29 protein-coding genes are annotated in these 22,941 nt (G+C 43.7%); 14 read left to right on the top strand and 15 right to left on the bottom strand.

Annotated elements, in window-relative coordinates:
• The first annotated feature begins 22 nt into the window (after positions 1-22).
• Genes NYE62_RS19230 through NYE62_RS19220 form a run of 3 tightly spaced genes read left to right on the top strand, consistent with a single transcriptional unit; the run spans position 23 to position 2,539 of the window.
• Positions 23-946, top strand: a complete 924-nt coding sequence (locus tag NYE62_RS19230) for a hypothetical protein (protein WP_085341587.1) — start codon at positions 23-25, stop codon at positions 944-946.
• Positions 915-1,712, top strand: a complete 798-nt coding sequence (locus tag NYE62_RS19225) for a hypothetical protein (protein ID WP_020957984.1) — start codon at positions 915-917, stop codon at positions 1,710-1,712. The genes NYE62_RS19230 and NYE62_RS19225 overlap by 32 nt, the downstream gene beginning before the upstream one ends.
• Positions 1,703-2,539 (top strand): hypothetical protein, encoded by an 837-nt coding sequence (locus NYE62_RS19220; protein WP_251257218.1) that lies wholly within the window; start codon positions 1,703-1,705, stop codon positions 2,537-2,539. The genes NYE62_RS19225 and NYE62_RS19220 overlap by 10 nt, the downstream gene beginning before the upstream one ends.
• Here NYE62_RS19220 and NYE62_RS19215 read toward each other — a convergent pair.
• The 5 genes from NYE62_RS19215 to NYE62_RS19195 form a co-directional block, all read right to left on the bottom strand.
• Positions 2,529-3,482, bottom strand: a complete 954-nt coding sequence (locus NYE62_RS19215) for an ABC transporter permease (RefSeq protein ID WP_014419138.1) — start codon at positions 3,480-3,482, stop codon at positions 2,529-2,531. The genes NYE62_RS19220 and NYE62_RS19215 overlap by 11 nt on opposite strands.
• Positions 3,479-4,399, bottom strand: a complete 921-nt coding sequence (locus tag NYE62_RS19210) for an ATP-binding cassette domain-containing protein (protein ID WP_007407659.1) — start codon at positions 4,397-4,399, stop codon at positions 3,479-3,481. Before NYE62_RS19210 ends, NYE62_RS19215 begins: the two co-directional genes overlap by 4 nt.
• A gap of 97 nt (positions 4,400-4,496) precedes the next feature.
• Positions 4,497-5,051, bottom strand: coding sequence for a DUF1700 domain-containing protein (locus NYE62_RS19205; RefSeq protein WP_007407658.1), 555 nt, complete (start codon positions 5,049-5,051; stop codon positions 4,497-4,499).
• On the bottom strand, positions 5,052-5,366 hold the full coding sequence (locus NYE62_RS19200) for a PadR family transcriptional regulator (RefSeq protein ID WP_007614461.1): 315 nt from the start codon (positions 5,364-5,366) through the stop codon (positions 5,052-5,054). It lies immediately after the preceding gene.
• A gap of 260 nt (positions 5,367-5,626) precedes the next feature.
• Positions 5,627-6,400, bottom strand: a complete 774-nt coding sequence (locus NYE62_RS19195; RefSeq protein ID WP_007407656.1) for an RsfA family transcriptional regulator — start codon at positions 6,398-6,400, stop codon at positions 5,627-5,629.
• Between the two features lie 202 nt (positions 6,401-6,602).
• Between NYE62_RS19195 and NYE62_RS19190 the strand changes: the two genes are divergently transcribed.
• The 3 genes from NYE62_RS19190 to NYE62_RS19180 all read left to right on the top strand — a co-directional run bounded on the left by NYE62_RS19190 (position 6,603) and on the right by NYE62_RS19180 (position 8,828).
• Entirely contained in the window at positions 6,603-6,827 is a 225-nt protein-coding gene (locus NYE62_RS19190; RefSeq protein ID WP_003151034.1) for a DUF1450 domain-containing protein, read from the top strand.
• Positions 6,828-6,986: 159 nt separating this feature from the next.
• Positions 6,987-8,288 carry an HD domain-containing protein gene (locus tag NYE62_RS19185; RefSeq protein WP_003151035.1) on the top strand — a complete coding sequence of 434 codons (1,302 nt, stop codon included), beginning with the start codon at positions 6,987-6,989 and terminating at the stop codon, positions 8,286-8,288.
• Between the two features lie 39 nt (positions 8,289-8,327).
• On the top strand, positions 8,328-8,828 hold the full coding sequence (locus NYE62_RS19180; RefSeq protein WP_007407653.1) for a YwgA family protein: 501 nt from the start codon (positions 8,328-8,330) through the stop codon (positions 8,826-8,828).
• A 65-nt stretch (positions 8,829-8,893) separates the two neighbouring features.
• On the opposite strand, the gene NYE62_RS19175 is transcribed toward NYE62_RS19180, so the two are convergent.
• Positions 8,894-10,273 (bottom strand): amino acid permease, encoded by a 1,380-nt coding sequence (locus tag NYE62_RS19175; RefSeq protein WP_269845041.1) that lies wholly within the window; start codon positions 10,271-10,273, stop codon positions 8,894-8,896.
• Positions 10,274-10,658: 385 nt separating this feature from the next.
• On the opposite strand from NYE62_RS19175, the gene NYE62_RS19170 reads away from it, so the two are divergent.
• Positions 10,659-11,078: a MarR family transcriptional regulator gene (locus tag NYE62_RS19170; RefSeq protein ID WP_020957978.1), complete on the top strand. Its 420-nt coding sequence runs from the start codon at positions 10,659-10,661 to the stop codon at positions 11,076-11,078.
• A gap of 37 nt (positions 11,079-11,115) precedes the next feature.
• Here NYE62_RS19170 and NYE62_RS19165 read toward each other — a convergent pair whose 3' ends face one another.
• Positions 11,116-11,304, bottom strand: coding sequence for a 2-hydroxymuconate tautomerase (locus NYE62_RS19165; RefSeq protein WP_003151042.1), 189 nt, complete (start codon positions 11,302-11,304; stop codon positions 11,116-11,118).
• Between the two features lie 105 nt (positions 11,305-11,409).
• Between NYE62_RS19165 and NYE62_RS19160 the strand changes: the two genes are divergently transcribed.
• The 3 genes from NYE62_RS19160 (at position 11,410) to NYE62_RS19150 (ending at position 13,175) form a co-directional block, all read left to right on the top strand.
• On the top strand, positions 11,410-12,069 hold the full coding sequence (locus NYE62_RS19160; protein ID WP_003151043.1) for a site-2 protease family protein: 660 nt from the start codon (positions 11,410-11,412) through the stop codon (positions 12,067-12,069).
• A gap of 12 nt (positions 12,070-12,081) precedes the next feature.
• The gene (locus tag NYE62_RS19155) at positions 12,082-12,600 is read left to right on the top strand and encodes a YwhD family protein (RefSeq protein WP_007407649.1); all 519 of its coding nucleotides are present in this window, start codon (positions 12,082-12,084) and stop codon (positions 12,598-12,600) included.
• 143 nt (positions 12,601-12,743) lie between these two features.
• A complete protein-coding gene (locus tag NYE62_RS19150) occupies positions 12,744-13,175 on the top strand; it encodes a hypothetical protein (RefSeq protein WP_040238746.1) in 432 nt (143 codons plus the stop codon).
• 24 nt (positions 13,176-13,199) lie between these two features.
• On the opposite strand, the gene NYE62_RS19145 is transcribed toward NYE62_RS19150, so the two are convergent.
• Positions 13,200-15,272: a transglycosylase domain-containing protein gene (locus NYE62_RS19145; RefSeq protein WP_144664823.1), complete on the bottom strand. Its 2,073-nt coding sequence runs from the start codon at positions 15,270-15,272 to the stop codon at positions 13,200-13,202.
• Between the two features lie 199 nt (positions 15,273-15,471).
• Between NYE62_RS19145 and speE the strand changes: the two genes are divergently transcribed.
• From speE to NYE62_RS19130, 3 genes are all read left to right on the top strand, one after another.
• On the top strand, positions 15,472-16,302 hold the full coding sequence (speE, locus tag NYE62_RS19140; protein ID WP_144664824.1) for a spermidine synthase: 831 nt from the start codon (positions 15,472-15,474) through the stop codon (positions 16,300-16,302).
• Positions 16,303-16,360: 58 nt separating this feature from the next.
• Positions 16,361-17,233 (top strand): agmatinase, encoded by an 873-nt coding sequence (gene speB, locus NYE62_RS19135; RefSeq protein ID WP_007407646.1) that lies wholly within the window; start codon positions 16,361-16,363, stop codon positions 17,231-17,233.
• 167 nt (positions 17,234-17,400) lie between these two features.
• Entirely contained in the window at positions 17,401-17,619 is a 219-nt protein-coding gene (locus NYE62_RS19130) for a LuxR C-terminal-related transcriptional regulator (RefSeq protein WP_003151056.1), read from the top strand.
• A gap of 590 nt (positions 17,620-18,209) precedes the next feature.
• Here the strand turns inward: NYE62_RS19130 and NYE62_RS19125 are convergent.
• The 7 genes from NYE62_RS19125 to NYE62_RS19095 all read right to left on the bottom strand — a co-directional run bounded on the left by NYE62_RS19125 (position 18,210) and on the right by NYE62_RS19095 (position 21,319).
• Positions 18,210-18,722 (bottom strand): stage II sporulation protein M, encoded by a 513-nt coding sequence (locus tag NYE62_RS19125; RefSeq protein ID WP_031378560.1) that lies wholly within the window; start codon positions 18,720-18,722, stop codon positions 18,210-18,212.
• A gap of 43 nt (positions 18,723-18,765) precedes the next feature.
• Entirely contained in the window at positions 18,766-19,047 is a 282-nt protein-coding gene (locus tag NYE62_RS19120; protein WP_007407643.1) for a hypothetical protein, read from the bottom strand.
• Between the two features lie 185 nt (positions 19,048-19,232).
• Positions 19,233-19,418, bottom strand: a complete 186-nt coding sequence (locus tag NYE62_RS19115; protein WP_342497128.1) for a DUF4177 domain-containing protein — start codon at positions 19,416-19,418, stop codon at positions 19,233-19,235.
• 34 nt (positions 19,419-19,452) lie between these two features.
• Positions 19,453-19,656, bottom strand: coding sequence for a hypothetical protein (locus NYE62_RS19110; RefSeq protein WP_007407641.1), 204 nt, complete (start codon positions 19,654-19,656; stop codon positions 19,453-19,455).
• A 13-nt stretch (positions 19,657-19,669) separates the two neighbouring features.
• Entirely contained in the window at positions 19,670-19,873 is a 204-nt protein-coding gene (locus tag NYE62_RS19105; protein WP_007407640.1) for a helix-turn-helix transcriptional regulator, read from the bottom strand.
• A 197-nt stretch (positions 19,874-20,070) separates the two neighbouring features.
• On the bottom strand, positions 20,071-20,190 hold the full coding sequence (locus NYE62_RS19100; RefSeq protein ID WP_015240778.1) for a PhrC/PhrF family phosphatase-inhibitory pheromone: 120 nt from the start codon (positions 20,188-20,190) through the stop codon (positions 20,071-20,073).
• Entirely contained in the window at positions 20,174-21,319 is a 1,146-nt protein-coding gene (locus NYE62_RS19095) for a tetratricopeptide repeat protein (protein ID WP_033574379.1), read from the bottom strand. Before NYE62_RS19095 ends, NYE62_RS19100 begins: the two co-directional genes overlap by 17 nt.
• A 230-nt stretch (positions 21,320-21,549) precedes the next feature.
• Between NYE62_RS19095 and NYE62_RS19090 the strand changes: the two genes are divergently transcribed.
• Positions 21,550-22,905, top strand: coding sequence for a YncE family protein (locus NYE62_RS19090; RefSeq protein WP_144463839.1), 1,356 nt, complete (start codon positions 21,550-21,552; stop codon positions 22,903-22,905).
• Positions 22,906-22,941: the final 36 nt, after the last annotated feature.

Raw genomic sequence — 22,941 nt, 5'->3', positions numbered from 1 at the left:
TCTGAGACGAGGCGGTGAGAGTGTGACACAAGAGTATATAACAGAAATTAAGCGGGGAGCACTGTCATGGATTGTTAAAAATATCCATTATTTCGATATGAATCATAAAGTAGCAAATGATTTCAGGTGGCGCCTTAAAACATTTATAGAACTCATTTTTCTTACCAATTACCTGATCAGAAATCAGGCAGATGATAAGGAAGTTGCTGTTTTAACGGAGTTTATTACAGAAAGGCTCCGTAATGATCAGCTTGAAGAATTTATTCATTTTGATCCGGACGGTCTCGCCGGATTGGCTATTGCGGGTGAATTTCTTACCTTGACTGATCATCCGTCACGGGCTTCGGTGATATGGGAGCTGGAAAAATTCACGGCAGCGCGTTTTGATTGCAGCCTTGCTAAAGTTCCCTTTCGGAAAATGGATCTGAAGTACAGTCTGCAAAGAGCAGGCGTAACCTCGGAAATAACGGATTTTTCTGACTTATATCACTACACAGCAGCTGGTCAGGATATCCCAAATACATATATGACGGATCATGATGCGTACAGCATCACTCATACGATTTTTTATATAACAGACATGGGATGTTCTTCGCTTACGGATAAAGAGTATCATCTGCCGTCCTTAAAAGAAAAGGTCCTGAAATTTCTCGGGATCTATATCTGTCTTGAGAATTTAGATATTACCAGTGAATTATTGATGTGCAGCTCTTTTTTACATATCAACATGGATAAGGACAACCATAAACCGCTCTATGAAGCAGCCTGGAATAAAATCTATCAGGGCCGAATGAAAGAGGGGAATGTCCCGAGCATCACCTATCAACATAAACCCGGTTTGACAGGTGAACAGCGAAGAGAAGATGTGTTCAAACATTGCTATCATACAACACTTGTCGCCGCTGGTGCCGCGCATGCCTGTCTTAGAGCAGAAAGGAACGATTAACTTGAATAGATTAGCTGAAGAGACAGATCAATTTTTATTATCTTTTGCTGAACAATCGCTTCCGGATCAAAAGAGCATTCAGCTGTTTGCCGGCTTCTGCAAGTACTACAGGAAGACGAGCCATTCTTCCGCTGTAAAAGAACATACTGAAAGGATTGCCTCCGCTTTCGTTGATAAGTCATGCTGGGAAGATCTGTTTCACTGTAACACGGCCATTGTCAATGAGTTGATTCATATCTATTTAACGGCAAAAGCTTATAAAAAGAAGCAGGGAATGGATTCGGATGATCAGGTCATACGTCACGGATTGCAAAACGGCTATCTTATAAAAAAAGAATGGCCTTATTTTAAATACGCCGAATTCGTCGGTTTGCTGAGCGAGCTGGGAATGTCAACTGACCATGAAAAAGTGCGCTTTTACAAGAATTCGATGTTTCAGCCTTTGCTCCATGACGCATGGAAAAGAACAGCTGAAAACGAGCTGGAGTTTGTCGAGTACTGTCTTCTTCATTTGAATGAGGGAGAGCATCTGCTTCATCCCGGCTTGAAGGCGTCCATTCAAAAATGGCTTGTGTTTTGTCTCGGCAGCCGAAAAATGAAACAGCTGTGCAATATGTTATTTATCCAATCATGTATCGATCCATTTTTTTATGGCTGTCAAGCGGCTCTTCATCATATAAATAACGAGAATCCATCCATTCATTGTGCTCCGGCTCTTCTGCCGGCGATTGAGATCCTGAATCTGGAGTGTGGAACATGCAGATAGTCAAGGAACATTTTAATATAAAAAAAACAGAAGAATGGCTGCTGGGTTTTTGGAAGAACATTCAGCTGCAGCCGGAAGAAATGGAAGCAGATGATCTCATGCACCTGTTTTGCGGTTTAGCGGCATGTCATCGTTTTGAAAGCAGAAAGGATACAGAAGAAGTTATTCTATTCCTAGACCGTTATTTCGGAGAAAAAACACACGAATGCCATCCGGTCCTGTTCGCGTATGCGTATCATGTGTACCGCAGGATAGATGCCGCAAAAAGCATCTTTTTTCATAACGGACTTGAACAAATGGTCCGCGGTTTACAAGAGGAACTGAAATCAGAGCCCTCCTCTATGATCCTCATGGTGTTAGGGGCTTATTTTGGGGCGGTGACTCCGGAAGAACTAATCGTGTTCTTAGAAACCGGGATGAAACGTGAGGCCGATTTGCTCATGGCACCGGGCAGCATCCAGCAAGAACAGGCGGATGCCCTTTATGCCGTCACTTATTTGCAAATGAATGAATTGCAGCCTTTTCTCACGGAATGGTACAAAACATCAGACTTTGCTTTTTCAGGTTTAATGTTAGCCGAGTGCAGAAAGTATCACATTGACGCCGTTGCAAAATACACTGCCATTATGAAATTTCTCCGATTCGATGAGGCGCTTTTTATACGGGAAGGGCGGGAATTTCTACGCTTTCAGCAGCGAAGCAGCGGGAGCTTCGGTTATTTGAATCCATTAGCGATGGATCGAGGGGCGGTCAGCGGCAAATTGCTGGACCGTCAGTATTTCCTGCCGTCCGCTCATTATGCCGCCGCCTCTCTGTCTATGCTGTAATGTCTCTCTTTTGAAAGACGGAAAAAGAAATCAATAAACAAATAAGAAAGTAGATCGCTATAACTGTCACGGAATAGGGGATGTTTAACGTTGAAATCGCATCACCCGCGCTTTTATTTACATAAGCAACGAGGTTTAAATGCGGAAAGAGCGTAAATTTATACCACGTAAATTGGGCAAGCAAATCAGTTCCGCCCAATATACTGCCGGCAAACAGCAGTAAAATGGATAAGCAAAGGGAGAGCGCCTGGCTTTTGCACAATACTGACAAAGTGAACGCAATGGTGACAATGCTAATAATTGATATGAAACGCAAAAGCAAAATGATTCCGGATGCTTTGATTGAACTGATGGTATACAGACTGTCATTTAAATGAGTATAGACGAGCGGATATGAAGCATTGGAAAAACCGAATAACACGCCGCCGATCAGCAAACAGCTCACACAGTAAAATAAGTAAATCATACCGGTAAACAGAAGGGAGGCCAGAAATTTCGATGTTAAAATCCGCCATCTTCGGTTCGGGCTTGTAGCGATAAATTTAATCGTCCCAAGGGCAAACTCTTTAGAAACAACCCCGCTGACGGTTAAAATCGCGGTCAAGCTGACGAAAATCTCAAGCCCGTTTGAAGTAACCGTGCCGAAAAACCTCCAGCCGTTCCATTCATAAGGGTTGATGTTATGCTCCAAATAATAGTCTTTATTCTTAACATCAGCAGAATAATAAACGCCTGTTGTTTCAGCGGGTTTATCAATTTCTTCCTGTTTTTTTTCGGCGAGAAGCCGTTCTTTCCAATTGTTATCCGAGGAAGCATCTAACTCATGATTCATAATAAGGCCGGCCAGCAAAACGATGAGAAACAGGAAAAAAAGAGATAAAAGTGTGCCTTTTTTTCGGGTTATTTTTATGAATTCATTCTGCGCCAGATGAAATATGCTCATACCGCGTCCTCCTGATCTGTAATCATCATGTATTTCTCTTCCAATGACAAAGTTCTTGCAGAAACGCGGGAAATCAGAATCTCTTTCTCTGCCAAAGATTTAATGACATACGGGATGGTATCTTCTTCCGCTTCCAATTCAATGATGCGGCTGTCTTTTTGCTGTACTTGAAGAATACCGTCCTGCTCTAATATTTCTTTCGCCCTTGCCGGATGATCGACCGTGACGGTAAACAGCTTTTTCTGACCAAGGTCATGTCTGTTCTTCATGTCTTCAATTCCTAAAATCCGTCCCTTTTTAATATAGGCAACCCTATCGCAAATCTCCTCCATTTCCGACAATAAATGGCTTGATAATAAAATGGAAACCCCTTGCTTCGATAAATCGGAAAGAATGGTGCGCAATTCTTTCATTCCTTTAGGATCGAGGCCGTTCATCGGTTCATCCAGAATTAATAATCCGGGATTGTGAAGAAGAGAATAAGCGAGCCCCAAGCGCTGTTTCATGCCTAATGAGAAATGTTTCACTTTTTTGCGGGCAGCCTGCTCTAGTCCGACTTTTGCAAGGGTATTCATAAGGTCATCCGTTCGCAGCGAGGTGCTGCGCAGTTTAGTAAAATATTTTAGGTTTTGCAAAGCGGTCATATTCGGATACATATCCGGGCCTTCAATGATAACCCCGATATGTCTCATAAAATATTCAAAGTCGCTGTCCGGTCTGCCTCTGAATGAAATGGCTCCTTCTGTTTTTTTAATAAGCTGTACGATCATTCTGAAAATAGTGGTTTTTCCTGAGCCGTTCGGCCCTAAAAGGCCGAAAATCTCGCCTTTTCTCACATCGAAAGAAATTGACTGTACAATAGGGGTATGATTGATTGTTTTAGAGACATCTTTTAATATCAGGGCTGGTTCAGTCATGATATTTGCACACCTTCCTTATTATTTAGGGTAAAAGCCGTCAAAACCGAAGAACATGCTTCCGATCAGGCCGGCAGCGATTAAAATGAGAGCAATGCTATACCACATTTTTCGATTCAATGGTTTCCCTCCTTACAACGCTGACATTCCATTTGAAATAGCGCAAAAAGATGCGGAATATCAGTTTCGAAAGATCAAATCCGGCCATAAACACCGCCATACCCGCTCCAAGAACCATACATCCGTTAAAAATGGCTGTTACAATCGGCACTTTTACGAGGAGAAAGAATGATCCGGTCATCAGCATCAGGCCGATCGCCATCAAACTTAACACCGCAACAGAGGCAAAAAGAAATGGTGTCAGCATAAACATGAAGTTGAACATGCCCATCCCCAGCATCAGGCCGAATGCTTTGAAAAAGGAGCGCCATGTTTTCTGCTCCTCGGCATCACTGATGAAAATATCCGCTTTTAAGGCGCGCGCAAGTGTTTTGGGGTTTCCTAAATTGTCGGCGATTTGTTCATCGCTTTTTCCTTCAGCGCCGCCCATTTGGAATATTTCGCCGATATCGGCGAGTATCTCTTTTTGCTCAAGTTCCGGCAGATCTTTTATTTCCCGCCGGAGATGTTTTAAATATTGGTCTTTACACATTCATTTTCCCTCCTTAATGATGCTGTTCACTTTTTCGGACAGGTCAAGCCATTCCGATTTTAATGTTTGATGATAAAAGGCGCCTTCTTCTGTTACCTTGTAATATTTGCGTGACGGGCCTTGATCGGAAGCTGCTGTATACGTTTTTAAATAGTTGTTTTTTGTAAGTCTTCGTAATATGGGGTAGATGGTGCCCTCCGATACAGGGAACGTTTCACTTATGATCTTGATTAATTCATAACCATATAAATCTTCATAAAGAAGCAGGGACAACACACAAAGTTCCAACGCTCCTTTTCGTAATTGGCTACTCATTTACTATCATTCCCATCATATCTAATAATTGTATTCTCTATACAGTGTATTGCACAGTAGCTAATCGATCAATAATTCCCAAGAACCATTTGGGATGAGGAATTGAATCTTTATGCTTATGTGCGGGCGGGGACCGAGATGCGCAGCCCTTGCGGGAAGAAGGCCTCCTGAACAATGTTTACATTAATATAGATCAGGATGCGCGTCATTGACAAATGGCAAAAACCCCTTTTTCCATGACAAGGAAAGGGGTTTTTCCGTTATTCGGCCATTTTTTCTAAATTGCCGTTCCGGTCCATTTTAAAGGACGGAGAGGCATGTTCGTCGTCTTCAAATAAAACTAGTTTTCTGGCTCTGTTCATAATTTTCACCAAGGTTTCGTAGTCTTCCTGAATGGTTTTTTGATCTTTTTCAAGCTTTTCGACGGCCGCTTCCAGCTGCTCGGTTTTAGACTGAAGTTCTTGGTTTTCCCGTTTTAAACGGTCATTTTCCATTTGCAGGGCGGAAGTTTGCTTTCCGCTGCCTTCATAGCTCTTCAGAAATTGAATGACGTCTGCCATTGTGAGCTCCGCCTTTTGGCTCGGCTGCTGAGGCGCCAGCAAATGTGATAAACTAGCTAACTCTTCCTTGAAGCTTTCATCGACATAAGGCATATGTTCGCCGGACATGACGGCTTGCCGATCCTCTTTTGGCGCTTCCGTTTGAACCGTCTCTTCGGCTGCGGTTTCCTGCATGATGTCCGCATCCGGTGCAGGCGGCTGATATAATAGTTTCTTCTTGGCCGGCTGGCCGTTTCCGAGCGCGCGCATCCGCTGTTTGCGCTGTTTTTTGGCGAGCTGAAGCGCTTTTTCGTATTGATGGCGGACGACGGCATTCCATCTGAAACCGCACGCTGCCGACGTTCTGTTTAATTTATCGCCTACCTCTTCAAAGGCGTTCAGCTGCGTGCTTCCTTCCCGAACGTGCCGAAGCACGGTTTCCGCAAGCAGCAGGTCATTTTCCTCCGACCAGGCGTCCTGTCTTTGTTTTGTCAATGTTCTCAACCCCCAATATCTTTGATGGTATTAGAATGTCCAGATTGGAAAATATTTATACAAATTGGCTGAAAGAATGAGAGATACGCAGAGCCTTGCAGGATAAGATGAATCCTTGTACAATGAGATGTGATGTGATTTTTTTCGTTTTTAAAATTAAGATTTAACATAGAGGAACATTGAATGAAGGGAAGCGTACATCATGGCTAATGAATTCCGAGTGTGTGATGATTGCCAGGCCACCAATATTAAGACTTTGCTGCCGCGTTTGAAAGAAGCTGACCCGGATGCAAAAGTGGAGGTCGGATGTCAGTCATATTGCGGGCCCGGACGCAAAAAATCGTTTGCTTTCGTAAACAACCGCCCGCTGTCGGCGCCGACTGAGGATGAGCTGATTGAGAAAGTGAAAAAGAAGATCAAAAAGTAAATGTGTATTTTACGACAGCCTCGCCCGATGGGTCAGGCTTTTTTGCTTCAAAAAATCAATGTCGGAAAACTGGAACAAAACGCCGGACAAATTCAAGGATGTTTTCAAATTACAGAGCCGATATAATAGAATCACGGCTAAAAAAAAGAGGGAATGACGATGGCGTATCCAAACGGAAAATTATCAGAAGAAAAAGTGTTTAAAGATCCCGTTCACCGCTATGTTCATGTGCGGGACAAGCTGATCTGGGATTTGATCGGCACCCGTGAATTTCAGCGGCTGCGCCGGATCAAACAGCTCGGTACGACGTATTTGACGTTTCACGGCGCGGAACACAGCCGTTTTAACCATTCTCTCGGCGTCTATGAGATTGTCAGACGAATGGTTGATGATGTTTTTAAAGGGCGTCCTGAATGGGATGACAATGAACGCGAACTCTGTCTCAGCGCCGCGCTTTTGCACGATTTGGGACATGGGCCGTTTTCGCATTCCTTTGAAAAGGTTTTTCATCTGGATCATGAAGACTATACGAGGGAAATCATTCTCGGCGACACCGAGGTGAATCAGGTTCTCAGAAAGGCGGGACCGGGATTTCCGCAGGATGTTGCCGAAGTCATTGCCAAAACATATAAAAACAAACAGGTGGTCAGCCTGATTTCGAGCCAGATTGACGCCGACAGGATGGATTACCTTCAGCGGGACGCATACTATACGGGCGTCAGCTACGGACATTTTGATATGGAACGGATTTTAAGGGTGATGCGTCCGCGAGAGGACCAAATCGTCATTAAGCAAAGCGGCATGCACGCCGTCGAAGACTATATTATGAGCCGCTATCAAATGTACTGGCAGGTGTATTTTCATCCCGTGACGAGAAGCGCTGAAGTCATTTTGACGAAAATTCTCCACCGTGCGAAGCAGCTCCATGAAGAAGGGTATATCTTCACTCATGCTCCCGTTCATTTTTATTCCATTTTTGAAGGGAAGCTGACGCTTGCGGATTATCTGAAGCTTGATGAAGCCATCATTTTATATTATTTCCAGGCTTGGGAAGAAGAAGAGGACCCGATTCTGTCCGACTTGTGCCGCCGCTTCATTAACCGCCAGCTGTTTCAATACGCCGAATTTAACCCCAATGAGGAAATGTCGGCTTATTTTGAACTGACCGCTCTGTTTAAAGAGGCGGGAATTGATCCCAATTATTATTTAGTGGTCGATTCTTCATCGGATCTGCCGTATGATTTTTACCGGCCGGGTGAAGAGGAGGAGCGTCTGCCGATTCATCTGTTAACGCAGAACGGCCAGATCAAAGAGCTGTCCAGGCAGTCCGCCATTGTCGAATCCATTTCGGGCAAACGCCGGACGGACCATAAGCTCTACTATCCGATGGACCTCATTTGTGACGATTCAGAAAACCCTGAAGCAAAATTAAAAATCCGGCAGCTGCTGGGACTGACATAGAAGGATTTTGGTAAAGAAGGAAAAGGAGATGTCGGGAATTTGTTGAAAGAACATGCAAAACTGATGAAGGTGTTCTCGGATTCTGGAGAAATCATCGGGCGGAAAAAGCTGCAGAAAATCATTTATATCGCGAAGAAAATGCAGTATCCTTTCTACGAAAAATATGATTTTCATTTTTACGGCCCGTATTCCGAAGAACTGACGCTTCGAATTGAAGAGCTGTGCAATCTTGGGTTTCTGGATGAGGTGAAGGAAAAAAAGGGCGGCTACTTTCAATACCGGTACTCGCTGACGGAGACGGGAGCCGAGTTTTTACATCATGCGGAGCTTACGATGCCGGATATGAAGAAGTACATCGACAGCGTCAACAGCCGCTCATCCCGGTTTTTGGAGCTGGTGTCTACGATTTTGTATTTTGACGGCCTTGAAGCTGAGGAAAAGAAAGAGAAAGTGTTTACGATAAAAAGCAAACAGAAATATACGGATGAAGAATATGATGAGGCGCTTCACTACATAGAAGAGCTGAAACACATTTGTTAAAGGCGATGGCTTTCGTCTTTTTTGATGAAAAAACCAGGCCGCACATAAAGCGGGCCTGGTTTTGTTTATTGTCTCAATTTGCTGTGCTTGTACGAATATAAAAAGTAAACGATCACGCCGATGATCAGCCAGACGGCAAAATAAAACCACGTTTTCAGCGGCAGATTGACCATTAAAAACAAACAGCAGATAATGGCCAAAATCGGCAGTACGGGTACAAAAGGCACTTTAAATCCCCGTGGCAGATCCTTATGGGTGCGGCGCAGAATCAGCACGGACAGACTGACCATGGCGAATGTCAATAATGCGCCGATGTTTGAGAGATCTGACAGCTCTTTCAGATCAACAAAACCCGCGATGCAGGCGCTGATCAGTCCGATCAGCCACGTATTAAAGATCGGCGCTCCCGATTTCTTTCCGACAATGGTAAAGACTTTCGGCAGCATTCCGTCTCTTGCCATCGCAAAAGATATACGGGTCGCCGCATATGTATGGGCGAGAACGACGGCCATCAGTCCGATCACCGCACCGGCAGCGATAACGCCCGCCACCGCGTTTTGTCCGACAGACTGCAGCACATAAGACATGGCTTCCGGCACATTAAGCTGTGAATACGGAACCATCCCCGTCATGACGAGACAGACGATGACGTATACCAATGTACAGATCACCAGTGAACCGATAATACCAATCGGCAGGTTGCGCTGCGGTTTTTTGACTTCTTCAGCAGAAGCGGAAATCGCGTCAAATCCGAGAAACGCAAAAAAGACGGCAGAAGCCCCCGTAATGACGCCTTTGATTCCAAAAGGCATAAAAGGATGCCAATTGCCCGGCTTTACAAAAAAGCTTCCTGTGATGATAAACAGCAAAACAATTCCGATTTTTACGAGAACCATTATATTATTAAAGGTTTTGCTCTCTTTAGAGCCGCGTGACAGAACGACGGCAATTAATAGAGTAATGATGATGGCAGGAAGGTTGACGATGCCCCCCTGGCTCGGCACGTGCAGCAGACTGTCCGGCAAAGGCATGCCGATTTCGGCTAACAGATTATTAAAATAACTTGACCAGCCGCTTGCCACCGCCGACGCCGTCACCATATAAACGGATAAGAGCGTCCAGCCCATTAAATGGCCGACAATTTCTCCCATGGTGGTATAAGAGTAAATATAGGCGCTTCCGTAAACCGGGAGAACAGAAGCGATTTCGGCGTAACATAATGCTGCAAGGCTGCAGACAACGGCTGCAATGATAAAAGAAAAGATTACGGAAGGTCCGGCGTTTTTCGCGGCCGTAATGCCTGTAAGAACCATGACGCCCGTCCCGATGACGGCGCCGATGCCCAGTAATGTTAAATCAAATCCACCCATCGTTTTGGCAGTCTGCCTGTTTCTGCTTTGTTCAAGCAGCTGGGTGATGTCTTTTTTTTGTAGGATATTCCGCAACACGCATCCCTCCATCCAAAAGCAAAAGCCAAGAGGGGCTCTTTGGCTTTTACCCGTGTCACATCTTCTGTGTAATCGACAATCCTGTGTTCTGTTTCCCCGTCTGTTCCGTTTCTTTTCCAGTCATATTGTCTGCCGCATCCGATCAGATTATCCTTTCCGTCAAACGCAGTCACCCTTAATGATTTTACCTGAATCATGTCTATAAAACCAGCATTGCATAAAAGGGATGGGTGAAAAAGCAGGAGATAATAGTCTGTATAGGGCAGGATAAAAGTTGCGGGCTTTCCGGCCGAAATTTTGACTTTCCCCGCGAGGTATCAGTAAAATGTAATAAAAAACAATCAAATGATGATGGATGCATCTTGAAATGGGGAGTTTCTGCATGGAGTACGATATATTGCAAGCAAATGTACTGGATTACGCGCTCACGAAATATTTAAAGAGCACGAAAAAGCTTGATGAGGCGACAATTCCGAAGAGTATAAACAATATCAGAGGATTTATTCTCAGGATTATTTACCGGCACGGCACGTGCACGATTAAAGATATATTGCAGGAAGTCACATTATCGCCTTCAGCCACGACAACCGCTCTGAATCACTTAGAAAAAGAGGGTTTCGTGGAAAGGTCGAGAAATAACGAAGACCGACGCACGGTATGGATGACGCTTTCCGAATCGGGGAAAATGGCGGCCATGCAAATGATTGAAAACCGGCAGATGCTCATTGACGAGCTGTTCGAGGCATTAACAGAAGAAGAAAAGAATACCTTTTTCAGCCTCGTTGAAAAAGTAATGAAATAAGCCGGCCTGACATAGCAGCGCCGGCCATTATCAAGGATTACTCCGTATCGCTGATCCGTTTGCCGGCGACGGCGTAATGATCCTTTCTCATTTCTTCAATCATGACAATGATCTTTTCTTCGGCTGCGCCTGTCGTTTCTTTTACGGCTTCTGTCACTTTTTCAACCAGATTCCGTTTTTGTTCATCTGTGCGGCCTTCAAGCATTTTAACGGTTACGAGCGGCATGGTGCTGATCCTCCTTTATCGTTTCCTCTCTTTGGAAGAGAGGTCACTTATAGTATACTGAATGAAGGACAATCTTGCATTTTTTAAAAAAGGGGATTTTTACATTTGGACAGATTTTTATATTATCCGCTGGAGCTTATGCCCTATGTCGTGATTACGCTGATTGTGGCATTTACGATGCATGAACTGGCGCACGCGTATGTCGCGTATCGGTTCGGAGACGATACCGCGGCGAGACAGGGCAGATTAACGCTCAATCCGATTAAACATCTTGATGTTTTCGGAACGATTCTAATTTTGGTCGCGGGTTTCGGCTGGGCCCGTCCGGTGCCGGTGAACCGCCGCGCCTTTAAAAGACCGCGGCTGGCGGGAGTGCTGGTTTCCGTCGCCGGGCCTGTAAGCAACCTGCTTCTTGCCTTTATCGGTTTCTTTTTGCTAGTGTTGATGCATGCTTACGGAATGGAGCTGCTTTCTGCATTCAGCATGGGGCTTGACCGCTTTTTCTCTATTTGGATTCAGCTGAATCTCGCGCTGTGTTTATTCAACCTGCTGCCGCTTCCTCCGCTTGACGGCTACCGGATTATTGAGGATCTCGTGCCGCCGCGGGTGCGCGCCAAAATGACTCAGTTTGAGAGCTACGGGATTATCGTGTTTCTCGTGCTGTTTGTGACACCGGTCGGCTCCTATGTCGTGTGGCCGCTGTTAAGCGAGGGGAGAGACTGGATTCTCAAGGTATTTGCCATTATATTTCAACCGCTTTTGTAGGAGGGTATTTTCATGGAAGAAAAAAAGAAGAAAACAATCGGATTTAATATTATTAAAAGTGATCCGACCGACGGACATGGCGGTTTTGGCGCCGGGGCGCTGAGCCTTGACAATATTTCTCCGGTATTTGTCGATGTGGAAGAGAAGGAAGCCTTCGTTGACATCGGCGCCATGCATGCCCGCAGTGTCGTTGAAAAAGGCATCAAATTCCTGCCGAACAAAGATGAAGTGCCGAACGGAAAACCGTACTGGCTCGTGTGGGTCACCATCGACAGAAAAGAAGAAGGCCCTTATTACGCGGGTGTGACGGCTTGTGAAATGACCGTGGACAGAAGTATCCGCAGAGGCTATAAGTCATTGCCGGAGCATGTGAATTTAATGGATAAATCAATGAAACGCTGCATTATCGTGGACAAAATGGACGCCAGCTCAAAGCAGGTGCTTGCTGAATTTCTGCAGAAGCATGACCAAGGGCTCTGGGAACGTTCATCCGATGAATTGAAAACAGGTCTGCTTCCGGAAGAAAAATAATTTGTGAACTTTTTGTGAACTTTATAAATATTTGCACTATTTTGCAATTGTACTGAGTAAACTGTTGATACAGAATCAGGACATGGAAAGTCCCGAGCCGAACCAAGACTCGGGGTTTTTCATGTTTACGCGGAGGTTTCATCATGTTCACCGTCTTTGACATCGGGCCATGGGTCATTGAAGCAGATGCGGCGGAAACGAGAAAACAATACGAAAAATCATGGCCTGATCCTTGCGATTGCGGGAGCTGCCGGAACTTTTCCGAGGCGGTGAATCTCCTTCCCGCCGAGAAAACAAGATTGTTTACGCAGTTTGGGATTCGTCCGGCTGTCTGTCACGACTTGGGGGAGCATGGAAAGGAAAACGGCCTGCATCATTATGCGGGCAGCTATCCGATTGTCGGCAGGCTTAGGGAAGGCTGGCCAAAGTTTCATATCGAGAGGGCGGGAGATATCCGCTTTTCGTTTTCATTGCCGAGTACAACATTTTTTATACCGAAGGGTTTTCCTGACCCTATTATCCATCTCGACTTTTCACTCTTGCTCCCGTGGGTGCTTGAGGAAGACGCGGATTAAAGCCCGGCGCGCAATGCACCGGGCTCAGTCTTTTTTGCCGAGCCACTTATCCCACCACTTTTTGCGCGGAGCTTCTTTGCGGGCGGGGGCGTGTTCCTTTTCTTTTTTAGAAGGTTCCGGTCCGTAGCACACATCCGCGGGCTCAGTGCCTGCGATGAAATACGTATAATGCTTTGCGGCGCAGCCGGGTCCCGAAGTGTAGCCGGAAGCGGGATCGATATAGACGCCCGTGACGCCCTTCGGCGGTTTAAGCGCTATTTCCGGTTCTCCTTCGAGCGCCTTCTCCATAAAGTCCGCCCAAATCGTCTTCGCATAGCTTTTTTCTTCTACTGAATCAATCGTGCTGCTTTTGTCATAACCTGTCCATACACCGGCGGCAAGAGCAGGGTTAAAGCCGATCATCCAGCTGTCTGCGCTTGTCGTGCCTGATTTACCGCCATAGGTTCGGGTCAGCCGGTCCGAAATGGTGCGTCCCGTGACGGAAGTATAGCCGTTTAAATCCTGATCAAACATGCCCGTCATCATGCTCGCCGTCACAAAAGCGGCTTTTTTATCAAGCGTCTGCTGATGTCCGCGCGGCTGTTCATACAAGACGTTGCCGGCGGTATCCGTCACTTTTGTGATAAAGGAAGGGGTGATTTGTTTTCCCCCGTTTGCGAGCATCGCGTAGGCATTAACCATCTCAATCGGGCGCACGGGTTCAGTTCCGAGCGCCAGAGACGGAAGAGGCTTTAAATGTTCGCTGATGCCGAATTCCTTTGCCGCCGACACGAGCTTATTCATGCCGAGAAAGAGATGGGTCTTCACCGCATAAATGTTGTCTGATAATGCAAGCGCCTGAAGCAGCGTAATCGGTTTATTGGCGTAGTAGCCGTTGTAATTGCTTGGAGAATAAGTATCTCCGTTGTCGTCAATCTTGAACTCTGTGGCTTCGCTTTTCATCAGCGTGACCGGTGTAAAGCCGCTTTGAATCGCTTTGTAGTACAAAAGCGGCTTGATCGTGGAAGCCGGCTGCCGTTTCGCCTGTGTCGCCCGGTCAAACGGGCTTTTTTCGTAGTCACGTCCGCCGAGAAGCGCAAGCACGCGCCCTGTTGCCGGATCAATCGCGGAAAAGCCGACCTGAATGTCAGAGCCGGTACGGATCGTATGTGCCACAGTGTTTTCCGCAATCCGCTGCATGCGCTTATCAAGCGTCGTATAAACACGCAATCCGCTCGTTGCGAGCTGTTCGCGCGTCATGCCGAGCTTTTTCTCGAGTTCTTTCATCGCATCATCGTAAAAATAAGGCGCCGTTTTCGCTGCGGTCCTGTTTTTCAGCGGCTGATAGGCAAGCGGCGTTTTCTTAAGCCTTTCCGCCTTTTCTTTTGAGATCATTTTTTGGCCGATCATCAGTCGGAGAATGATTTCCTGGCGCTGTTTGGCCTTCTTTTCGCTGACATATGGCGAATAGCCGGACGGGCCTTTCGGTATGCCCGCCAAAAGCACGGCTTCCGCATCGTTCAGATCTTTGGCGTGTTTGCCGAAATACAGGCGCGAGGCGGCTTCAATTCCATATGCGCCGTGGCCGTAATATATCGTATTTACATAACCTTCTAAAATCTCGTTTTTAGAATAGTTCTGTTCAAGGCGGATCGTGTAAAATGCTTCGTTCCATTTTCGTTTCCATGTCTTATCATGCTCAAGGTAGAGATTTCTCGCGTATTGCTGGGTGATGGTGCTTGCGCCCTGAACCTTGGCCATTGCCTTTATGTCAGCCAGCGCGGCGGCGGCCATCCGCCGGTAATCAAAACCGTGGTGATTGTAAAAGTTTTGATCCTCCACCGCAATGGCGGCCTGCACCGCTATCGGATTGATATCTTTTAACCGGACCCAGTAGCGCTTTTCCCCGAAATCGGTCTCACCTAGCTTTGAGCCGTCATTTGCATAAAGAATCGTAGACTGAGGAACCCGGACGGAGGGGGCCCCCTGCCATTTCGCTGCAAGAAGAACGGATGTGAAGCAGACGCCGGCCAGCATTCCGCCGATCAGTGTCAGAAAGATGCAGGCGCGGATGATTTTGAATGTGATTCTGAGCTGTTTTCCAGATACTTTATCCACTTTTGGGGACCCCCTTTTTCATGATTCTATTATTATGTGAAAAAAGGGGGTTTTTTAAACATATCAAACCGGACACTTCTTTACTTTTTCCCCTCCATCCTCTATACTTTTTCCTTAGGTGAAAATGAGATTTTAACCGGAATAAAAGCGATACAGACGCTTACAATAAATGAAATAAGCCTTGAAAGGGAGATGACAATTGAGCGAGCTTTGGTATACGGAGAAGCAGACGAAGAATTTCGGCATTACATTAAAGGTGAATCAAACATTACATACGGAACAGACGGAATTTCAGCATCTGGAAATGGTGGAGACAGAAGAATTCGGCAACATGCTGTTCTTAGACGGAATGGTCATGACTTCTGAAAAAGACGAATTTGTCTATCATGAAATGGTTGCGCACGTCCCGTTATTTACGCACCCGAATCCGGAAAACGTCCTCGTTGTCGGCGGCGGAGACGGCGGTGTCATCAGAGAGATTCTGAAGCACCCAAGCGTAAAAAAAGCGACGCTGGTCGACATTGACGGCAAGGTTATTGAATACTCTAAAAAATTCCTTCCGTCCATTGCGGGCAAGCTTGATGATCCGCGCGTCGACGTGAGAGTCGATGACGGTTTCATGCACATCGCGAAATCAGAGAATGAGTATGACGTCATCATGGTTGATTCAACAGAACCGGTCGGACCGGCCGTCAATCTGTTCTCAAAAGGCTTCTATGCCGGAATTTCCAAGGCGTTAAAAGAAGACGGCATCTTCGTCGCGCAGACGGACAACCCGTGGTTTACACCGGAACTGATTACAAACGTTCAGCGTGACGTGAAAGAAATCTTCCCGATCACCCGCCTGTATACGGCTAATATCCCGACGTACCCGAGCGGCCTGTGGACATTTACGATCGGTTCTAAAAAGTACGATCCGCTTGAAGTGGAGGACAGCCGTTTCTTTGACATCGACACGAAATATTACACGAAAGAGCTTCACAAAGCGGCATTTGTTCTTCCGAAATTTGTGAGCGACTTAATCAAATAAAAACGTACGGCGCAGGAGCGAATCTTGCGCTTTTTTACAGGAAAGCGAGGGTTTTATCATGAGGTTTGATGAAGCATATTCAGGAAAAGTATTTATCGCAAGCCGCCCCGACTGGAAAGAGGCGGACGCTATCCTTTACGGCATGCCGATGGATTGGACGGTCAGCTACCGTCCGGGTTCGCGTTTCGGCCCGGGGAGAATCCGCGAGGTGTCTATCGGTCTTGAAGAATACAGCCCGTATCTCGACCGTGACTTGGCTGATTTGAATTTCTTTGACGCCGGCGACATTCCGCTTCCGTTCGGCAATCCGCAAAGAAGCCTTGATATGATTGAAGAATACGTGGACAGCATTTTAGAAAAAGGAAAGTTCCCGCTCGGCATGGGAGGGGAGCACCTTGTATCATGGCCTGTCATAAAAGCCATGTATAAGAAATTTCCGGACCTTGCCATCATTCATTTTGACGCGCACACCGACCTGCGCACGGATTATGAAGGCGAACCGCTTTCCCACTCTACTCCGATCCGCAAAGCGGCCGAGCTCATCGGGCCGCAAAACGTATTTTCATTCGGCATCCGCTCCGGAATGAAGGAAGAATTTGAATGGGCGAAAGAAAACGGCATGCACATTTCTAAGTTTGAAGTGCTCGAGCCGCTGAAAAAAGTGCTGCCGCAGCTTGCGGGACGCCCTGTTTATGTCACGATCGATATCGACGTTCTTGATCCCGCTCATGCGCCGGGAACGGGCACGGTTGACGCAGGAGGCATCACGTCTAAAGAATTGCTCGCGTCCATCCATGAAATCGCGCGCTCAGAAGTCAGCGTAAAAGGCGCTGACCTCGTAGAAGTCGCGCCGGTCTATGACCACTCAGAACAAACCGCAAACACGGCAAGCAAGATGATTCGTGAAATGCTGCTTGGGTTTGTGAAATAAAAGAATTTCCCCCGCTTGAAACACGCGGGGGATTTTTATATTGTATATAAACTACTTAGAAGTTAGTAAAAGCAACATATTATTTTACCATTAATAATTGATGTTATTGATAAAAATTATATAATAGGGTATTATTTAGTAAATACATTTTTAGAAAGGAAGTTAGAATGAAAACAGCAGTAGAAAATGAATTGGAATTAAAAAAGATTGAAATTTCAGTAATTAAACTGATAATTGCTGAAAAACCTAATAAAGAGATCGCTAAGTCATTAAACTACTCGCAGCGTAATGTCGAATATATCATAGCCGGTCTCTGTAAAAAGTGGAATGTGAGTACTAGAGTCGGTATTGTTTCGGAAGCATATAAAAGGAATTGTATACAGTGAACGAAATGAAAGAAAAACCCCTATTGAGGGGGTTTATTTATATATGCTAAAAAAACATTCTATACAGGAATGCCGTAAAAATAAAAACTGAGATTGTCAGGTAGTTCAAATTTGTTCTCCATTTCAGAAGAATAAACAAAAGAAATAAGTATGCAATATTGAACAAATCAAAGATAGAAAAAATCAAATGATTACTTGTGAAAAATAAACTAGTGTTTGGATGTTCTGCGAAAATGTTTTTGAATGATATAAGAAAAAACTTAATTGCGACCGGGATGTTAGAAAACATAAATAGAGAATAAAAGGTTTTAATCTTAATTTGAGCGCCAAGAAAATTTATAATGAGAAATAATACAAATCCTTCAAAAATCACCCCGAACATTAAAAGAAACAGTGCGGCTATCGCAATGATATAATCTAAATGTTTTACTTGCTCAACAACTTGTATAGGGATGTTTTTGGGAATTAAACTTTTCATAAAAGGTAATAGGGAACTTAAATAAAAAGCTAACCCGATAATATAAAACAAAAATGAGGACAAAAAATTAATGTTTCGGTCCTTAAATGAAGATAATTCAATTTGCATAATCCTAAGAGACTCCTTTTATAAAGATAGGTGTAAGAAATGTTTCTAACATAGCTGCTATCATTAAACCGAGAAATATAATACCAATATATTTAAAAGTGAATTTTAAATTTATTTTGAGGAGTAATAAATCCAAAGTTAATTTCATTCCTACAGAAGCTGCAAGAAGCAATACCGGGACTTCAATTATTCCATGGGGTATAACAAGCAGTAAAAGGTTTAAATTGTCTTTGATGTTTCCTATGGCATTTCCTAAAATGAATCCATTAATAATTAAAACTGCAATCGTGCCGAGTGACAGCGTCAACGGGCCTAAAAAAACAAGCAGACTCGCTACTTTAATATTATTAAAGAAAATCTGAAAAAAATCCGGACGGATATTTCGATTTAGATTATTTACATTTGAAGCGGGATCTGTATAAAAATATGCTGTAAATAAAGCAATTAAAAATAAGATCAGACAGAGTATGTACAATTTGACTAAAACGTTCTTTTTAAACAAAGTATTTTCATCCATTCGTTTAAGGGACTGCCAGGGATATTGAATTTAATGTTTTATGTTAAGCTGCTGCTGTACTTGCTGCAGCCAATTGTTCTAAAACGGCTAAAGGCAAGCCTGCACCAAGAGATCCTAAAACAGTAATGATAGCCAGGACTGAACCCGTTGCGGTGATAGCACTGACAATCCAACTAGGAGCTATTATTCCAGCTCTGTTTAAAATATCGATGACATCCATGCTTAAATGATTATGTTTTATACTGAAAAGAGCGAGAACAATGATTCCTGATGCTACTAATGTAAAAATCGCTTTACTATTTTGTGTTTTTAAAAGTAGACTCATTTTTTCCTCCAATTTTTTCAATATCCCCAGCAAGTTAAATAATAAAATATATTGGAAGCTATTTGAATTGCGGATTTCCGAAAAAATATTTAAGAGGTGAAATCCGTTAAGGTATTTGCTGACTTATTTCAGTACAAAGAAAGCCGGACCATATGTATGATCCGGCTTTCTTTGTACTGAAACATTTATACTTTTTTTTCAAGAATAATATCAAAATAATCGGCTGCCCCATAACCTGAAATAGGAGGAGCAAATATTTGAACCAGCTTCCATCCTTGCTGCGAATACTTTTCAATAATTTCTTTATAGTCTTCTTTAGGATTTCCTTTCCATCGGTTTACTTCTACTTTTATGAACTTATATTCGTACATTGCTGTATAATCCTCCGGAAGTGTATTGGAATTGTTACCTTGTTTTTCGATTATGATAAACTTGAATCCATAAATAGAGCGCGCAGCCTATTAAAAGTATTGGAAATTGCCATCCTGTATTTCCGTTTTTAAAATAATCTATTAATGACCATATCAGTAAAGCGACAGTATAAAAACTAAATGCTATTCTGGCGGCTATACCCGATTGGTGTTTTTGCATCTCATCCATTTTCTTCATAAGAACCGCTCCCTTACTTTTTTTTGGCGTTATAGTTGAATACTTTATCTATTCCCGTATTTAATGCGTGAGCTATCGAAAAAGCCAGACTTAATGTCGGGTCATATTTATTATTTTCAATTGCATTGATGGTTTGCCTGGTCACATTGCAGAGCTTAGCCAGATCATTTTGTGAAATATCAGCTGCTGTTCTAAGTTTTTTAATATTGTTATCCACTAAAACCCTCCTTAAATATTTTTGTTTTTATTTTAAATTTTCAAATTTATATATATTTATTTTAAATAATATATGTATGTGTGTCAAATACTTTTTACACATTTGAATTTTAAGGTATGATTTTTGTTTTTGCAAATTAGTTGTTTATATAAAAAACGGCTTGCAGTTTAACCTGCAAGCCTAAAAGTAATCATCATTTAAATCATTCCGCGCTGAGCAACTTCAAATTGATGTTTCGGTGCACTTGCGATGTCGGCTGAAACAAAAACAGTGCTTATTGCCAAGCAAGTAAGTGCTAATTTATACTTCAATTTCATACAACTTCACACCTCCTTGAATCTGCTGTCTTGTTTCTTCCACCTTTAAAAAATATGCGGAAGCCTTCTCGAAATTTTCTCTTTCATGATAATATTTTGCCACATCTAAGGCAAAATCTTCAAGATCAGCATACATCGATTTATCTCTGAGAAAGTCAAAACATTCCATGATTGCTTCTTCATCAGGCTCACCGACATACAAAGATTCCAAAAATTCATACTCCACTATATATAAGGAATCTTCTGCCTCCTCTGCATAAGATACCCCTTTGTCATGATATTGTCTGGCTATGGCCATATTTCCGATTTTATAATGTATTTGTGTGATTAAGAAATAGGCTTGCGGGAGAGAAGTGATGATGTTCCCATCTTCAAAAACAGCTATTGCCCGTTTTATGTAGTCAATGGCTGGTTTGTAATTTTCTTGGCTGTTAAAACAAAGTCCGATATTATATAGAGTCCGGCCCATTAATTGAGGCTGCTGTTCTGCCTCTGCCATGGCATAAGCCTTTTTAAAATGCTGAATTGCTTCATCATATTGCTTTAAGTCAAGAAAGTTGGTAGCGAACAATGAATGGCACTGAAGCACCCTTATATTATATGCCTCCTGCTTATGATAAATTTTATAAGCCTGCCGGGCATAATCCATAGAAAAATAAGTCTGTTTCATATAATAGTAGGACTCTGACATCTTAAAATAAAATTCAGCTTTCTCGATACAATCTTTGACAAAATCAAGCTTATATTCAGCTTTCTTAAAAAACTGAATCGCTGAAAGATATTCACGGCATTCCAGCTCATACATCCCCCGGAAAAAATTAAAATAATAATCAAGACGTCCGGTCAGCCGGGCCTGCTTTTTATCAATATCCGCGAGCAGATCCGATAGTCTCGGCTGTTCTTCTATCCGCTGCGATTCCAGCGGTTCGAGGTATTCGAGCATCAGATTATGGCGGAATTCCATGAGAGAATAGTATAGATGAAGATCCTGATCATCTTCCAGACCTGCAAGTTCTTCTTTGATTTCTCTCCGCAAGTACTCGGCGTCCGGGATGCTGAACCTTCGAATGTACATATACCATTCGTTGATTTTTTCTCCAACCGCTGAAGATGATAAAACACTCGCCACTATTCCGAATCCCTCCCTTCCACGTTATGTATATGACATATTTTATCATTTTCATTCGGAAGGATAGCGCAAAAATACCGCAATGTTTTCTTTCGTTAAAACCGCATGTCTGCGGATATCATTTCAAAAATCCACTATTATCCCCACAATTTGTACAAGCAAACAAATACACCTTCCCATATTCTGTTGTATCTGCGTGAGCAGTGTATGTCTGAAAAGGAAGTGAAGATATGAGAAATAACAAGCTTTCCTTTAAAGAAAAAGCAGGAGCCGCACAAGAAGAATGTTTATGTTTTTGCGAGGAAGAAGCAAGCCGTGAAGCGATGTTTCAAGCGCCGATTGAATTGCCTGAGGGGTTTGTCGTTGATCCGGCTGAAGCTGTTGCAGGCGTGACGTGGAATGCAGACGGCCTTTCTTGTGTCATTGAACGCTGTTTCATTGAGACGGGGCCAGAGCCTGATGAAATCGGTGTTCAATTCGCAGTGCGCCTGCAGGGAACTGTTACGCTTCTCGTCAGTGTCTCACCAGTGCGAAATCAATATGGACAAGGGAACGGGTCTGTTTCTGTCATCCGCAATGCAGAGATTGACCAAGTCGTCTATTATTCTGATGAACCCGATGATTGCCCGGATGTCAGTGACATTACGATCGAGAACCTTGTTGTCGTTCCGCCGTTCTATGGCAGTCCTTTATCGGTGACGGGCACGATTGTGTTTGTTCCTGAGCCGGAACCCGTTTATGCGTTTACAGCGAATCCAAATGATCAATCAGTTTCTGTGATTAATACAAACACTCATACTGTTGTGACAACGATTGCTCTACCGTACCGGCCGACAGGTATTGAAATAACTCCGGATAAAAGTGCTGTGTTTGTTTTGCACTTCAACAATAATGTGATTTCTGTCATCGATTATGACACTTTAACAGTGACAGCATCCATACTGCTGGATCAGCCGCCTGGATCGATAAAATGTATCCCAAATCATGAGTTTGCTTATGTTCTCGGCGATACTGCGATTTATGTGATTGGAATTGATACGTTAACTGTGGATAGGTCGATTCCTGTGGAAGGATTTGATTTTGCAATTGATCCCAATGGGTTATTCGCCTATGTTCTTGATTTTGGTTTAGTGCAAAAAGTGGACCTATTCACCGGTGAAGTCACAGGAACGATTGAACGAGATCTTATCGTATCATCCATAGAAACAGATTCTCTGGAGAGGTATGCGTATGTGTTAGAACAAGAATTCTTATTCAATTATTTGACGGTTATTGACTTAAATACGTTTACGATCAGCATTACCCAAGAGCTGGAGCCTGATGGCCAATATGTAATGTTTACGAGTGGATCAGAGGTGTATTTACATGACAGCTTCACTGGCAATTTATATGCTGTCAGTCCGAATGGTGCAGGCGTTATAGGAAATGTTCCGCAATCGGCAAGAGACTTTGCGTTTACTCCGAATGGCGAATTTCTGTATGCTGCTCATTTTTTAGAGCAGAACATCACTGTTTACAACACGGATGATTATTCTGTGGAAACTGTGATATCTCTTGGGGTTTCACCGGGAGATATTGTGATTTAACCAACTGCATGCTGTGCATTTCTAAAAGGACGTGAA

It is taken from the genome of Bacillus sp. FSL K6-2861 (assembly GCF_038630725.1).
GTDB lineage: Bacteria > Bacillota > Bacilli > Bacillales > Bacillaceae > Bacillus > Bacillus velezensis.
This window is presented reverse-complemented; position numbering and strand designations above follow the sequence as displayed.

What these genes read in the sequence shown, in the direction of transcription:
- NYE62_RS19225 (WP_020957984.1), top strand. Translation starts at nt 915, where the DNA reads ATGCCTGTCTTAGAGCAGAAAGGAACGATTAACTTGAATAGATTAGCT.
- NYE62_RS19220 (WP_251257218.1), top strand. Translation starts at nt 1,703, where the DNA reads ATGCAGATAGTCAAGGAACATTTTAATATAAAAAAAACAGAAGAATGG.
- NYE62_RS19215 (WP_014419138.1), bottom strand. Translation starts at nt 3,482, where the DNA reads ATGAGCATATTTCATCTGGCGCAGAATGAATTCATAAAAATAACCCGA.
- NYE62_RS19210 (WP_007407659.1), bottom strand. Translation starts at nt 4,399, where the DNA reads ATGACTGAACCAGCCCTGATATTAAAAGATGTCTCTAAAACAATCAAT.
- NYE62_RS19205 (WP_007407658.1), bottom strand. Translation starts at nt 5,051, where the DNA reads ATGTGTAAAGACCAATATTTAAAACATCTCCGGCGGGAAATAAAAGAT.
- NYE62_RS19200 (WP_007614461.1), bottom strand. Translation starts at nt 5,366, where the DNA reads ATGAGTAGCCAATTACGAAAAGGAGCGTTGGAACTTTGTGTGTTGTCC.
- NYE62_RS19190 (WP_003151034.1), top strand. Translation starts at nt 6,603, where the DNA reads ATGGCTAATGAATTCCGAGTGTGTGATGATTGCCAGGCCACCAATATT.
- NYE62_RS19185 (WP_003151035.1), top strand. Translation starts at nt 6,987, where the DNA reads ATGGCGTATCCAAACGGAAAATTATCAGAAGAAAAAGTGTTTAAAGAT.
- NYE62_RS19170 (WP_020957978.1), top strand. Translation starts at nt 10,659, where the DNA reads ATGGAGTACGATATATTGCAAGCAAATGTACTGGATTACGCGCTCACG.
- NYE62_RS19165 (WP_003151042.1), bottom strand. Translation starts at nt 11,304, where the DNA reads ATGCCGCTCGTAACCGTTAAAATGCTTGAAGGCCGCACAGATGAACAA.
- NYE62_RS19155 (WP_007407649.1), top strand. Translation starts at nt 12,082, where the DNA reads ATGGAAGAAAAAAAGAAGAAAACAATCGGATTTAATATTATTAAAAGT.
- NYE62_RS19150 (WP_040238746.1), top strand. Translation starts at nt 12,744, where the DNA reads ATGTTCACCGTCTTTGACATCGGGCCATGGGTCATTGAAGCAGATGCG.
- speB (WP_007407646.1), top strand. Translation starts at nt 16,361, where the DNA reads ATGAGGTTTGATGAAGCATATTCAGGAAAAGTATTTATCGCAAGCCGC.
- NYE62_RS19130 (WP_003151056.1), top strand. Translation starts at nt 17,401, where the DNA reads ATGAAAACAGCAGTAGAAAATGAATTGGAATTAAAAAAGATTGAAATT.
- NYE62_RS19125 (WP_031378560.1), bottom strand. Translation starts at nt 18,722, where the DNA reads ATGGATGAAAATACTTTGTTTAAAAAGAACGTTTTAGTCAAATTGTAC.
- NYE62_RS19120 (WP_007407643.1), bottom strand. Translation starts at nt 19,047, where the DNA reads ATGAGTCTACTTTTAAAAACACAAAATAGTAAAGCGATTTTTACATTA.
- NYE62_RS19115 (WP_342497128.1), bottom strand. Translation starts at nt 19,418, where the DNA reads ATGTACGAATATAAGTTCATAAAAGTAGAAGTAAACCGATGGAAAGGA.
- NYE62_RS19110 (WP_007407641.1), bottom strand. Translation starts at nt 19,656, where the DNA reads ATGAAGAAAATGGATGAGATGCAAAAACACCAATCGGGTATAGCCGCC.
- NYE62_RS19100 (WP_015240778.1), bottom strand. Translation starts at nt 20,190, where the DNA reads ATGAAATTGAAGTATAAATTAGCACTTACTTGCTTGGCAATAAGCACT.
- NYE62_RS19090 (WP_144463839.1), top strand. Translation starts at nt 21,550, where the DNA reads ATGAGAAATAACAAGCTTTCCTTTAAAGAAAAAGCAGGAGCCGCACAA.